The organism is Methanococcoides mangrovi, from assembly GCF_052057775.1.
Lineage (GTDB): Archaea > Halobacteriota > Methanosarcinia > Methanosarcinales > Methanosarcinaceae > Methanococcoides.
This window is the reverse complement of record NZ_CP195121.1, coordinates 1,703,668-1,717,576: the sequence shown is the minus strand read 5'-3', so window position 1 is coordinate 1,717,576 and position 13,909 is coordinate 1,703,668. Positions and strand designations below refer to the sequence as shown.

Here is a 13,909-nt window from a genome sequence, read left to right as displayed (position 1 = left end):
ATTTCAAAAATATCAATTGAAAAATGGAACAAAAATAGTTAGAAATTTAACTCTTTTTTCTAAGGAATACGCTGAACAGTTTCCTTGGAAGAAGCCCCTCTTCAAATTCCTCGATATTAATGACCTCATAGCCTTCTGAAAGCTGGTCAATTTTTTCTTTGCTCAGGAAGTGAACGATAAATCCACCTTTAATTTCCCACATTCCTTCACCTCTGTGAATCCCGGTCCTATATTGTGAGTCTCCTGTGTGTCGAGTAGTGTATATGTTCAATCCACCCGATTTAAGGACTCTTCGTATCTCTTTTGAGACAAATTGGAGCTCAGAGATTGTTAGTGGCATACAGAAGAGCATGTGAGAGTAGCATGCATCGAAGGTTTCATCGTCAAATGGAAGAGGATTTCTAACATCATGCTGAAAAGCTGTTATATGTTCAGAAAGCTTATTTTCCTGCGCTTTCTGCTTTATGCATTCAATACCTTCTCTGGAATAATCAAGAGAATGAACATCTAATCCATTTCTTGCAAAGAATAAAGTATCTCTTCCCTGACCAGCCCCAAGTTCAAGGATTTTTGTTTTCCCCTCTTTCTTAAAGAATTCAATTGCCCTTAGGGCGGCTTCACTGGGTTTATCACCAAACTTTAAACTATTACTTGAAAATACCTTTTCCCAGTGACACTGTTGTTTTCTCAAAATATCTTTGTTTAATCCTGAATCATCAATCATTGTGAGTCCACTTCCTATAAAATATACTTAAAATCATAATAAAGAGATCATTGCTCCATGAGAAGGCGGGATCCAATACGACCGCTGCTGCGATGTATTTCTGAGGATAGTAGTACCGAATTGCGGATCTGCAAACTGCAGCGGATGTTTGCCGGCTACCGCCAAGCAGAATCCTCATACTCCTGAAAGAAAGATCATTATTATGCCAGGCACTACCATCTGCAGTAGCATCTTCATAACTGTCATGATGCGCATCCTGTACCCATTCCCACACATTTCCATGAGTGTCATGCAGACCATTCCCAACTTCTTCTTTTCCAATGATCGTTCCGATCATCCAGAAATACTCCTTGATAATTTAATGAAAATTATGACTTTTTTGTGCTAAAGTGTATCTGAAATTTGTATGAATTGTACTTAGATCAAACGAATTCATTTCCCGGCTGATCAAATTGTCTCTTTACAAATTTAATTTTAGAAAAGTAAAAAGAGCTCCAACCCGGTAGGAGCTAAAAATCAGTTGTTCATGTCAAGGGGTATTATAAATGAATTGGGCTGTTCTTTTAAGCCAATATGTTCTATTCTGTAAACACAGTCCCTGTCACATTGTGCATTATACTGGGAATACTGACACTGGACATTCGTATTACACTCATTGATCCAGTTGACCCCGAAGATCTCGGAGAGGTACTTCATACCTTCCCTCAGGGAGAGCCTCGTAGCCTTTTTGCAGCATCTTGCTCCACCCGCATCAGCAATTGCTTCCAGTGACCTTGAGGTACCCCTATTTGCATGTGAACGTTCTTCCGGAGTCAGCGGTGTAGCACCCAGCAGGACACTTATTGCAATTCCTGCACCGATTCCTCCGCCACATGCTCCATGGTAACCGCAAAAACCGCCTGCGACCTTTTGTCCTCTCTTTATACCTTTAATGATCTTGGTATAATCCTTCTGTCCTATGTAGTTCATGTATGCGGTAATGAGGGCAGCAGGTACAAGTGAGTGGTGTTCAGGGCCATGCATTGGTATTTTCGGATGGGCCATGATCTTTTCCGCAATAAGGATCGGATTTTTCAGATTCGTGTTCATGCAAACACTCTCGATGATCTCCAGTGCGTCTGCACTATGACATTTATCGCATACGTAATGTGCACTTTCACAGCACATGTAGGTATCTTCTTCAGCTCCGCAGTAGTAGCACTTAGCCTTGCATGTATGGTCATGGTAGCTAATGTCATTACCACAGACCATACAGTTCGTTGTTCCTTTTGGTATTGCATCCATTTTACTCACCTTCTTTTCAAATTTGAGAATATTTTTCTCTTAGTTGAGAACGCGAAAGTTTTACCAGCCAGCTTGTTGGCAGTCTTGTGATTATTTTATGGGTAAGATTCAAAATACGACCAGGAATTACCATATCCTTCTTTTTCTGCATTGCACGATAGGTATCACGTGCAACAGTCTCAGGTGTTGTGGCCATCCACGAATTAAACGTATTCGTATTCTCCATCCTTGCAGCTTTCTGGAATCCTGTTCCTTTGACCGCCGTGGGACAGACTGCCATTACATGTACATTGGAAGCCATCTCCCGAAGTTCGTAGTTCAGGCTCCGGCTGAATTGAAGGATAAAGCTCTTGCTTGCCCCGTATGTCGTAAAATATGGATTTGGCTGGAAGGCAGAGATCGAGGCCATATTTATGATCTGGCCTTCATCACGCTCCAGCATGTCCCTAAGGTAAAGACGCGTAAGGTCATAGAGAGTAAGCACATGGAGATTTAACATGTCATGCTCGTGCTGGCTGTCAATGTCATTCAGGAAACCGTAGGTGCCGAATCCGGCACAGTTGACCAGGACATCGACATGGGGGAAGTGTTCCTTTGAAAATGAATAGACCTCCTGTGCACTGCCGTCCCTGGAAAGGTCAACGGCTCTCACCATGATCCGTGTTCCCGGATAGATCTCCTGCAGAAGCTTACGTGCATTGAGCAGTTCATCTTCCGGTTTGGCTACAAGAAGGAGCTGGTAACCATGTTTAACGAACAGTTTAGCCAACTCGAAACCTATGCCGCTTGATCCACCAGTAATGAGAGCAATTCTCTCATGATGCCGGGCTTTCGGTCCATTGTTGTCATTGTACAGGCCTTCCATGTTGATCACATCCACCTGTAGATGGTTCTGAACATCTTCCGTACATTCTCCGTGTAAGGCGGGTACAGCATTCCCATGGAACCCCATTTTCGCTGCATTACGGCCCTTTCATTGGAGAATCCCACGAACCCGTGGAAGCCCAGTGACTTTCCGAGACCACTGCTGTTTATGCCTCCAAAGGGTAAGTGGGGGTTGCTATAGCTGAGCATATAATCATTGGTCAGAGTGCTCCCCGAAGGGATACTGTCCATGAAATAATCGATATTGCCCTTGTCCTCACTGGCAATGTACAGGATCAGAGGTGACGGGTTCTGCTCGACCACAGGAACCACATCTTCCCTGTTCCTGTATGTGATCATCGGCAACATGGGGCCGAATATCTCCTCCTGCATTATCTTCATGTCACAGGAAATATTGTCCAGCAAGGTAGGAGCTATGTAAAGCTCAGAATCATCGAACTCGCCACCATATAATATCCGGGCGTCCTTTTCACATGCATCATTATAGAGACCCAGAAGCCTGTTGTAATGATGGTCATTGATGATACGACAGTAATCCGGGCAATTCCGTATACCTTCTCCTGACGGATCATAAAGCTGCTCCAGTGCTTTTCCGAACTCGATCACAAAACCGTCCCTTACAGACTCATGCACGAACAGGTAATCAGGCGCGATGCATGCCTGGCCGTTGTTGATGAACTTTGCCCATGCAAGCTTCTTTGCTATTCTCTTTACATTCGCCGTTTCGTCTATGATAGCAGGTGACTTGCCGCCCAGTTCAAGGGTGACACTGGAAAGGTGTGCTGCAGCCCGTGACATTACCTCTTTACCGACACGCGGGCTGCCTGTGAAAAAGATATGATTGAAAGGAAGGTCCAGCAGTTGTTGTGCCACCGATTCGTCTCCTTCGAAAACGGCGACCTCACTCTCGTCAAATAGCTCATACACCATGAGCGAGATGTAAGCTGAAGTGTTTGCTGCCATTTCACTGGGTTTCAGGATAGCTGCATTCCCGGCTGCTATGGCATAGATAAGTGGGACAAGGGTAAGGTTGAACGGGAAGTTCCACGGTGCTATGATAAGAACAACACCCTTTGGTTCATACCTTATGTGCGATCTTGTCCCTATAAGTGGAAGGGGCGTTGGTACTTTCCTGTCCTTCATCCATTTGTGAAGGTTTCGCTTTACATGATTGATATGTGCCTGGACAACTCCGACCTCTGTAGCCATTACCTCGGCCTCATGTTTATGAAGGTCATCGTACATTGCCTTGTAGAGCTCGCTCAGACGCTCCTCATCCTGAAGATAGTTCTCAATACGCCTGATACGTTCCAGACGTTCCTCTGCAGTTGTTCTTGCAAGGTCAGAAGCATTCTTCTTCTGGATCTCAAAGACCTGCCGGATCTCCAAACACATATTCATTCCTCACATAAGGAAAATTAAATGCTCAGACCGCGCTGAGCCCGAGCAAAGACATAGTATAGAAAGATGTAAGCAAAAATGCGGCAGTTGCCTCTCTTTTTGTCCACTCTTTCTGTCCGTTGACAAATCCTTTTAGTGCAGATATGCAACTTATCAAACGGTCACTTCCATTATGGAGCCCTTTCCTTGCTTCCCTGATCTCGGCGAGTGACAGGCATATCCAGAGAAGGAATACGTACCCTGCCATAAGGGAAAGCAATGAAAAGGTCGGGTGTGACCATGTTCCAAGTGTTTCTCCTGCAGTTTCTGTAAGAACCGTAAAGAATCCTGTGAAGTATGCGAGCCTTAACAGGTCAAAGTTCCTGAACAGCATGAAAACGATCCCGAATTTGACCGCTGTGTTCAGGGGTTCTTTTGCCAGGTCAAAGTACCCGTAGTCTGCCAGTATGAGCAGAACAAAGCTCACAATGACAAAGTGGTTCGCATAATGGAACCAGCCTGTTTTTGAATAGCGGCCTTCGAATATCTTCCATAGATTGTGGGCTGACCAGAATATTGTTCCATAGCCTGGTAATATCCAGATCGGGACATTTCCAATAGCGCCACCGAGGTATGTGAAATATCCGTATTGTACACCAAGCAGCTCATGGACATAACCGAAAACGGAAGCTATCACAAGGAAGATCTTACCTTCCGTCTGGCTGTTCTTCCAGAAAAGGACCCACAATGCAGAGAGAATGATCGCAGGAGCGATCTCATCTTTTGTCTGTATATAATATATGAGAACTCCAAATATCGTAATGAGCATGAACAGACAAAAGTACAATGGAGTGTTGACAAGTATTCTGCTTTTGTCCTCAATATATCTCAGGGGAATTAATCCACTCATAAACAGAACTCCTTGATTTTACACTGATGATCTTTCGTTTTTAGTTCCCAGATGATGCTGGAAATCTGAAACGGACGATCTGTTGGTCTTTTGGATCTTAATTTAACCTTAAAGGGGAGGGAAGGAGTTGTCAGGCAGTGGCATATGACTGCCTGAAAATCCCTCTTCAGGTGTTACTTTTTGACAAAAGACCTTAATTCCATCTGTTGTCTGAAAGGTCAACAAGCAGTTGTTTTGCTAACTTTGCAGCTTCCATGGCATCTGTTGCAGTTCCGTCTGCTCCGATCTCATCAGCAAAGGCCTTGGTAACAGGTGCGCCACCGACCAGGATCTTTACCTTGTCCCTGATACCCTGGTCCTGGATGTGTTTGACCGTTGCTTCCATGTTGTCCATTGTTGAGGTCATGAGTGTACTCAAAGAGATGATATCTGCCTGGTGCTCGATAGCTGCATCTGCAAAATCGTTGATCTCTACATCCTTTCCAAGATCGATAGCCTCGAATCCATTTGCAGTGAGCATGGTCTTCACGAGGTTCTTACCAATGTCGTGGACGTCTCCTTCTACTGATCCGATAATTGCTACTGCAGATCTTTCCCCACCCTCCTTCTTGAGATGTGGTGTAAGGATGTTCATTCCACCATACATTGCATTTGACGCCATCATGAGCTGTGGCATGTATGCTTCCTTGTTGTCATATTTCACACCCATGATCTCCATACCCTTTGCAAGTCCGTCAATGACCGCAACGTATGGGTCGATGCCAAGTTCCAGTGCCTTTTCAGCATAGGCGATAGCATCATCCTTGTTACCTGTTACAACTGCTTCTGTAAGATTACTGATTACCTCATTTTGTTCCATAGTATGCCTCCTTCTTATCTGGTGGTCAGGGAGTGGTGCATATGTCCATTAATAGCATCCATGACCACCAGGATCCATAGTGTCAATGAAACGATCCCTGAAGAATCATTATTGACTAATAATCAGTATCCTGGTTAAGATACTTATAACGATTTCATAAAAAAAATCGCCATCAGAAGAATTATCAAAGGCATATTTCCCAATTGGATCGTAGTTCTGGAAAGATACGTGTTCAGGAACCAAGGCATAGCAGAAAAAAAGCCATTGTGGAAAAATAATGGCGTTGATAAAATCAAAAGCAATGTTTTTATCACGGCCGGAATATGAAAGGAGTTTGGACGAACAAAGCCAGCAGTGATTGTTTCTATGGATTTGAGGATCATTAAGTAAGATGTTACATGAAATGCCGGTCATACAGTTCTTTTCATTTGACCTTTTCTGCCATCTCCATATAGTATCCAAAAAGCTCTTTTCCCCATGAACGTGCACTTTCTTCGAAACTAAGCAGTTTCTTGTGGTCAAATATACCTTCACTGTTGAAAAATGCGATCAATAAAAGGTCATCTGTTATCGAGAGTGCACCAAGTTTCGCTGCATCGTCATCAACAACATAAAGACATGAGTTCTTTGATGCTATCATTGCATTGTACTGGTCCTCGTACTCCTCCACCAGTCTTGTATATACCGATCTTGTCAGGATGAGGGTGAAGTTCGTTTCTTTCCTTCCAAGTTCCGCATAGTTGTAGGGACAGGAAGGGCAGAAATAGGAATAGAATGTTGAAACGTTCTCTGCATTCTTAAGACTCTGAAGCAACTGTTTTGGCGGCTCGAAAAGGTGATTGAGGTCAGGTTCATGGATGATAACTTCTCCAAGGTCTCCGATATTGTCAAGAGCTGATTCCGGAAGACCGCTCAGGTCCCTGCTTGCCCAGTAATTCTTGTTACTTTCCAATACATCGAGAGTTTTGATCAAAGGAGCGATCTTCTTAAGGACGATCTGGCCGATGTAGGTAAGCCTGTAATCATCGTCCTTCTGTTCGATAAGCCCCTGCTCGAGAAGTATCTTGACCTGTGCCATTATTGCACTGGTACTACCTTCAAGTGATTCTTTTATCCGGTCAATTGTGGTCGGACCGTCCATTAACATAAGGACGATCTTTTTTCTTTTCTCGGATAAAAAAACTGTACTTACTAATTCAGATGTCATGCAAACTCCCTTAATTTCTAAGAATTGATTGAAGATTTATATAGCTTTGCTCTTTGGAAGACTTATTTTAACTGTTGTTCCGCTACCTTCCTTGCTCTCGACCTTGATATCCCCACCATGGGTATCGATTATGTTCTTGCAAAGGAAGAATGTTGATTTCAGCTCTTCATAGTCCTTGCTCAAAACAGTAGAATCCTCATCCTGAACCTGATAGAACCTGATGAACAGGTTCGTTACAAGTGGTTCCGGAATACCAAGACCATTATCCTTCAGTTCAAAATTAACAATGTTGTCTTCTTCAGTCACTGCAACATCAATGTTTCCATTCTCAGGTATGAACTGTATAAGGCTTTCAATGACCTTTGTAAGCACCTCTGAGACCTTGTTCCTGTCTGCAGTTATTTTGGTGACCTCATCCGGTATTTTCTTTGTCAATGAAATGTTCTTCTCATCGGTTCTCAATATAACATTCAAAGTAACTTGCTCAATGATCGAGCGGACATTCACCTCGGAGGGGTTATAGTTCTTCTTCTCGAACTCTTCCATGTCAATGTACAATAATGAATCAACAATGCTCTTCAGCTTTTCAGAACTTCTTATTGCAGTCTCCACAGCTCTGGCCTGTTGCCTGTTCAGGGCACGGAGAGTTTCCTTTTCAATAAAGCTGCCTTCGCATATCATTGTAGGCAGGTCATCTTTACTGTGTATGAATTCTCTCCTTATGCTGTTCACAGACTTCAGGTCATTGTTTGCCTTTTCAAAATCCTCTGAGAACAACTTCAGGGCATCTTCCAGTTCCTTGCGGAGAATTATCTTCCACATCTCTTCGAACAGGAGCTTCAGCTGTTTGGAATCAAAATCAGTATAATCTGTCCTTTTGTTTGCCACCCCGACGAGCGCCACGATCTTATGACCATCATAAATAGGGACATTCATGTGGCGAATTATCTTTACATGGCCTTCAGGGAAACCATTTTTTGCCGGACCTGAAAACTGGTTGTTGAAGATAAGAGGTTGACGCTGCCTGATGACTTCCAGGAACTTTCCACTCTCTTCAACAGAATAGGATTGTTTCTTTGCTTTGACATTACAGATTGTTCCTGCTATTTCAGACTACGAATGGATCGTAATGGTATCTTCAGACTGATTCACAAGGGCAAAGTAGCCGGCTTCACTTCCCGTCAGTTTGATCCCCTCTTCAAGTATGAACTCAATGATCTCCTTGACAGAACTGGAGCTCATCTGATTAAGTCTTAGAAGTGTTTCCAGTCGTGCTTCATTGATCTGCAGGGCTTCCTCAGCCTTTTTGTTCTCTGTTATATCAAAAATGATCCCCTGTATGCCATCGATATCGCCGCTGGCTTTTCGTTTAATAAGTGATCTCTCATCGACCCAGCGAACCTCCCCGAACTTTGTAATGATCCTGTACTGGCGTGTGAAACCAACAAGTTTATCCTTACCGGAATATTCCGAAAAGCTCTTTTTTAAATGCCCCATATCATCAGGATGGACTATGTCCGCATACGTTAGTTTGCCATCCCTGAACTCATCCATATCATAACCAAACTGGAGTATGTTGTCTGATACGAATTCAACAGTCCACTCTTCATCGGCCTTCCAAAGGAAAATGACTGCATGACTGCTGTTTATGATTGTTTCAATATCTTCACTGCTGATCATCAAGACCTATTTCCTTTCTTATTGATAGATATATAATTCTAAAAGTATTCTCTATTTGTGAGTTGATCTCATTTATTATCTTAACGATTGATAAGGAACAATTGAAAGTTTTGTAGTAGTACTCTTAATTTCAATTGCTGGTTAACGGATCTTAATACAGAGATTCCTAAACCAATCGGAAATCGGTCAGATAAGAAGATCTTCAATACCGGCTTCCTCTACTATATCTATTGCCTGTCTCCTTTCCCCGGATGTGATCCGACGGTCGATCTCAGGGTATTCTGAAGCCCTGTAGTATGGAGAATACTGGAACATAAGGTTGAACCTTACTTCCGGAACATAGCTGGCCACCCATTCCACGATCGGTCTTGTGCAACATTCCAGATGACCAGGCATTACAAGATGGCGAATTATGACCTCTGCATCCTGATAGGCAAGCTCATGGTTCCTTTTTACCACACTAAGATAATCCTTCACTTTGGAATACTTACGCGCACACTCATCATTTCCATATTTGAAGTCAGCAAGATAGACATCGATCACGCCCTCCAGCAGTTTTGCCACCTCGGTTGAATGATACATGTTGGAATTCCAGACCATAGGAACATTGACAGTTGTTCTTTTGATTATCTTCAGAACAGAATGTGCATGTGGAGTAGGGGTTACAAAATTTACATTCCTGGAACCTTCAAGTCTTCTCGATTCTATGATCCTGGCCAGATTCTCAGGATCGGCAACGAACCCACTGTCAGGACTTGTGGATATGTCCCAGTTCTGGCAGAAAACACAGGCAAAGACACACCCGGTGAAGAATATGGTATGTGAAGGGACAAGTTCCGGCTCCTCTCCCATATGAAGGAACTCAGATGCATATCTTGAGATCTCAAGCAACCTGCAGAATCCTTTTTCACCATACCTCCGATCCACACCGCATCTTCGTTCGCACAGGTGACAGTTCTCAAGTATTCTCTCAGCTATCAAGATCTTCAGATCAAGAAGTGATGGTATGGCTTCAGGAAGCTCAATGTTCTTTCCTTTAAGATCGATAGTTTCCAGCAACTTCCGATACTTTCCCATCTCACGGTCATGCATCTTCCAAAGGTCATCAACAGAAACTGAAGGATCGAATTCAACGGGAATACTCTTTGTGATCATGAAACGTGCCGGCAGCTCATTACGCTCCACTTTGAGATAGCGGTTCAGGAACTTTGGTTTCATTAACATTAATACTAATTGTAAAAGATAGAAATGTTTCTGTTAAACTTAAGAGAACATAAAACCTCTGATTATGGATTCAGATTCCCTTAAGTTCAACAAAACTTATGATTTCGTTAAACTTTAGATCATCTGTGACCCATAATTAGATGTCTTGTTATAGCTTAAGTTTAACATAATGTTTCTTATTTTTTACAATTAATATAGCTGTTAATGTTACCCTCTACAATTGACCGTAATATTGTCCTGAGATATCAAGCTTAAGTTGCTCTTTGATTCCATAAAAAAGAAGCACATCGATTAATAGAGGCAGAATATATGATGGAAAAAGATGGTGCTCCCTTACTAGAATCTATTGCTATCTCCCAACCAAGTGGAAATTTAGTTTTCAAATAAAGGTTCTGGCCAACATTTCTATTGTAAAAGTAATCCTAAAAATACTGTCAAAATCAGTGAATAAACTATCTGTATCAAACAAAACATAAGAATCTAAAGTCCAGTTTAATTATAGAACTAAAAGATTGAATAAAATCATTAATAACAAATATAAGAGAATAAGGATAATAAAGTGAGCATAGCAGCGATGTAGATTTCCCAAGGACTCTCGTACCTCAGTACAGTAAACAACGTGGGCAGGCTTATCTTCTGTGTTCGGAATGGGAACAGGAGTTGCCCTGCCGCTATGGCCGCTATACTCACTTCTAATACTGGAAATGATCATGTTAATTATATCACATATCAGATTTCGCCTGGACAGAGCGAGACGGATGAGGCACGGATATTAGTAGCCGCGGACTGAACACCTCGTTACCTTGGTGCGTACATCCCGACCCTATCAATCCGGTCTTTTACCGGAATCCTTAACGCAGTCTCTTTTTAGGTTAGATTTCGAGCTTAGATGCATTCAGCTCTTATTCCTTAGCGCGTAGCTGCTCGGCATTGCCTTGTCAGACAACCGATCGACCAGTGGCGCCGTTGCCCTGTTCCTCTCGTACTAAAAGCAACTTACCCTCAGACTACAGACACCTCTAGTAGATAGTAACCGACCTGTCTCACGACGGTCTAAACCCAGCTCACGATCTCCTTTAATAGGCGAACAACCTCACCCTTGGCTGCTGCTGCACAGCCAGGATGGAAAGAACCGACATCGAGGTAGCAAGCTGCCGGGTCGATATGTGCTCTTGCCGGCAACGACTCAATTATCCCCGGGGTAACTTTTCTGTCATCTTTAGCCCGCACCAAGCGGGACATAAAGGTTCGCTAGAACCGACTTTCGTCTCGCGATCCACTACTGTGCTGAATCACGTCAGGCTAACTTATGCTCTTGCACTCTTCAGTAGGTTTCCGACCCACTTGAGTTAACCATTGCGCGCCCTTGATATCTTTTCAAGGGCGTCCCGCCCCAGGCAAACTGCCCACCTATCGGGGTCCTCCTCTCGGAGTAAGGGGCGTAACTTTGGAAGGGTAGTGTCCCAATTGCGACTCCACCGATGCTGGCGCACCGGCTTCGACGTCTCCTACCTACACTGTACATCCAAAATCACACCCCAGCGACAGGCTGCAGTAAAGCTCCACGGGGTCTTCACTTCCCCCTAGAGGTCTCTAGACTCTGCACTAGAATGTAAGCTTCACCGGACTCTGGCTAGGGACAGTAGAACTCTCATTGATCCATTCATGCAAGTCGCCAATTAAGCGACAAGGTACTACGCTACCTTAAGAGGGTCATAGTTACCCCCGCTGTTTACAGGCCCTTCTTTCCGTTGAACCGAAGTTTCAGGTACCTGCACTGAGCAGGATTCAGAGATCGTACTAGCCCTTACGGGTTTGCGATCTCCTATGTTGGTATTAGACAGTTAGAGTTCTCTGGTCACTGCGACCTGCTGTCTTCACAGCAGGCACTCCTTCTCCCGAAGTTACGGAGCCAATTTGCCGAATTCCCTTAGCCAAATTATTCCGACACGCCTTAGCCTTTTCAGCTAGGGGCACCTGTGTCAGATCTCGGTACGGACATTTAGCTCCCTTTTCACGGGTTCCAGGGTGCAGCTGACTTTCGCCATAACATATTCGTCTGCTTCTCGCCATTACGGCTCTCCACAGAGTTCGATGCTTAGACGGCGCGACGGCGCCGCTCAGCCTGCCCCGAAACGTCAGTTTTATTGCTAAATGGTACAGGAATATTAACCTGTTTCCCTTTCGATGTACTCGAATTACGGTACAACTTAGGACCGACTAACCCTCGGCTGACGATCATTGCCGAGGAAACCTAGCCCCTTCGGCGGTCAGGATTCTCACCTGACTTTGCTGTTACTATTACCAGGATTTTCGTTTCCGCACGGTCCACAGGACTTCACAGCCCTGCTTCTGCCCGAACGCAACGCCTTCCTACGAGATTACCTTGCGGTACTCCGTGGTATCGGTGGTCGACTTGAGCCCCGTCCATTTTCGGGGCCCCAAACCTCGACTGGTGGGCTGTTACGCACTCTTTAAAGGATAGCTGCTTCTAAGCTAACCTTCCAGCTGTCTAGGGCTTAGGACGCCCTTTAGTATTAACACTTAGTCGACACTTAGGGACCTTAACCACGGGCTGGGTTGTCTCCCTTACGGACTACAAGCTTACCCCAGTAGCCCGGACTCCAACCTTCTACGACGACGGTGGGTTCGGAGTTTGACAAGCGGCTGAGGAATTTCTTCCCCGGGACCACCAATCAGTGCTCTACTCCACCGACTATCTCCAGTTAGGTCATGCTGCGACATGTTTTGGAAGGAACCAGCTGATGCCGGGTTAGATTAGCCTTTCACTCCGAGACGCAGGTCACACGAATGATTTGCAGATCAATACCGCTTGCGGTCCTCCACGTAGCTTTCGCCACGCTTCAACCTGCCCACGCCTAGATCACCCGGCTTCGGGTCGTAACTTAGTGACTCCACGCACTTGTATACGCCGCGTCTCACCACAAGGGTTGCACGCATGTTGCTTTCGCTTCGGCTTCCCAGATAAAAGGTTAGCCATCGCCACTTAATTACACTCCCTGGCCCGTTCTTCAAAACGTATGATATGACATCGGCAATAGAACTCGTACTACAACCTCGCGGTTGATTCCTTCGAACTAAAGATCCTTTCATGCCATATCGCTCCATCACCATCAGGTTTCAGGCACTTTTAACCTCCCTTTTGGGGGTACTTTTCAGTTTTCGGTCACCCTACTACTTCGCTATCGGTCTCAAGACGTATTTAGTTTTGGAAGTTGGTGCCTCCCAAATTCCCGCGTGATTTCCAACACACGGTACTCAGGAACACTTCCAGATCCGCTTTTCTTTACTTACGTGACTGTCACACTCTATGGTCTAACGTTCCAGATAAGTTCAGCTAGGAAAAGAGGGGATCCTTAGAAGGTCCTATAACACCACATCTCCCTCACATTGCTGGAGGGATTCAGTTTGAACTTTGCCGGGTTCATTCGCCATTACTAACGGCATCTCTTCGATTTCTCTTCCTGCCCCTACTAAGATGTTTCAATTCGGGGCGTTCCCGATCATGACTGATCAGCACAAATGTGCTAAGAGGTCTCATTAGGAAATCCCAGGTTCATAGGTTCCATGCGCCTACCCTGGGCTTATCGCAGCTTGGCACGTCCTTCATCAGCGCTTGAGCCGAGCCATCCACCTGACGGCATAATTACCAGAGTCCATCTCACTTTGTCCAGTGAGCGTCTGATATGTAATATATACATGATCTCATAGTGCCCAAAATCGGGGAATGGGCAC

General features: G+C 44.5%; 11 protein-coding genes and 2 rRNA genes. All 13 read right to left on the bottom strand.

All coding sequences use genetic code 11. From position 1 onward, the window contains the following. Positions 1-46: 46 nt before the first annotated feature. The 13 genes from ACR3I3_RS08625 to ACR3I3_RS08565 all read right to left on the bottom strand — a co-directional run bounded on the left by ACR3I3_RS08625 (position 47) and on the right by ACR3I3_RS08565 (position 13,832). The gene (locus ACR3I3_RS08625; RefSeq protein WP_440951853.1) at positions 47-724 is read right to left on the bottom strand and encodes a class I SAM-dependent methyltransferase; all 678 of its coding nucleotides are present in this window, start codon (positions 722-724) and stop codon (positions 47-49) included. Further along, the gene (locus tag ACR3I3_RS08620; protein ID WP_440951852.1) at positions 717-1,061 is read right to left on the bottom strand and encodes a formylglycine-generating enzyme family protein; all 345 of its coding nucleotides are present in this window, start codon (positions 1,059-1,061) and stop codon (positions 717-719) included. Before ACR3I3_RS08620 ends, ACR3I3_RS08625 begins: the two co-directional genes overlap by 8 nt. Positions 1,062-1,240: 179 nt before the next feature. Further along, positions 1,241-2,008 (bottom strand): DUF5714 domain-containing protein, encoded by a 768-nt coding sequence (locus ACR3I3_RS08615; protein WP_440951851.1) that lies wholly within the window; start codon positions 2,006-2,008, stop codon positions 1,241-1,243. A gap of 16 nt (positions 2,009-2,024) precedes the next feature. Beyond that, complete coding sequence (locus tag ACR3I3_RS08610) at positions 2,025-2,873, bottom strand: SDR family NAD(P)-dependent oxidoreductase (RefSeq protein WP_440953776.1); 849 nt, start codon at positions 2,871-2,873, stop codon at positions 2,025-2,027. Between the two features lie 5 nt (positions 2,874-2,878). Further along, complete coding sequence (locus tag ACR3I3_RS08605; RefSeq protein WP_440951850.1) at positions 2,879-4,288, bottom strand: aldehyde dehydrogenase family protein; 1,410 nt, start codon at positions 4,286-4,288, stop codon at positions 2,879-2,881. Between the two features lie 31 nt (positions 4,289-4,319). Further along, a complete protein-coding gene (locus ACR3I3_RS08600; RefSeq protein WP_440951849.1) occupies positions 4,320-5,183 on the bottom strand; it encodes a hypothetical protein in 864 nt (287 codons plus the stop codon). Between the two features lie 193 nt (positions 5,184-5,376). Then, on the bottom strand, positions 5,377-6,042 hold the full coding sequence (locus ACR3I3_RS08595; RefSeq protein ID WP_440951848.1) for a corrinoid protein: 666 nt from the start codon (positions 6,040-6,042) through the stop codon (positions 5,377-5,379). A 424-nt stretch (positions 6,043-6,466) separates the two neighbouring features. Next, positions 6,467-7,249 carry a helix-turn-helix transcriptional regulator gene (locus ACR3I3_RS08590; RefSeq protein WP_440951847.1) on the bottom strand — a complete coding sequence of 261 codons (783 nt, stop codon included), beginning with the start codon at positions 7,247-7,249 and terminating at the stop codon, positions 6,467-6,469. Between the two features lie 36 nt (positions 7,250-7,285). Further along, complete coding sequence (locus ACR3I3_RS08585) at positions 7,286-8,257, bottom strand: sensor histidine kinase (protein ID WP_440953775.1); 972 nt, start codon at positions 8,255-8,257, stop codon at positions 7,286-7,288. Between the two features lie 105 nt (positions 8,258-8,362). Continuing rightward, positions 8,363-8,929, bottom strand: coding sequence for a PAS domain-containing protein (locus tag ACR3I3_RS08580; RefSeq protein WP_440953774.1), 567 nt, complete (start codon positions 8,927-8,929; stop codon positions 8,363-8,365). A gap of 186 nt (positions 8,930-9,115) precedes the next feature. Beyond that, on the bottom strand, positions 9,116-10,147 hold the full coding sequence (locus ACR3I3_RS08575) for a radical SAM protein (protein WP_440951846.1): 1,032 nt from the start codon (positions 10,145-10,147) through the stop codon (positions 9,116-9,118). 569 nt (positions 10,148-10,716) lie between these two features. Next, positions 10,717-10,838 (bottom strand): 5S ribosomal RNA (gene rrf, locus ACR3I3_RS08570). A gap of 68 nt (positions 10,839-10,906) precedes the next feature. Beyond that, positions 10,907-13,832: ribosomal RNA gene (locus tag ACR3I3_RS08565) — 23S ribosomal RNA — on the bottom strand. Positions 13,833-13,909 lie beyond the last annotated feature (77 nt).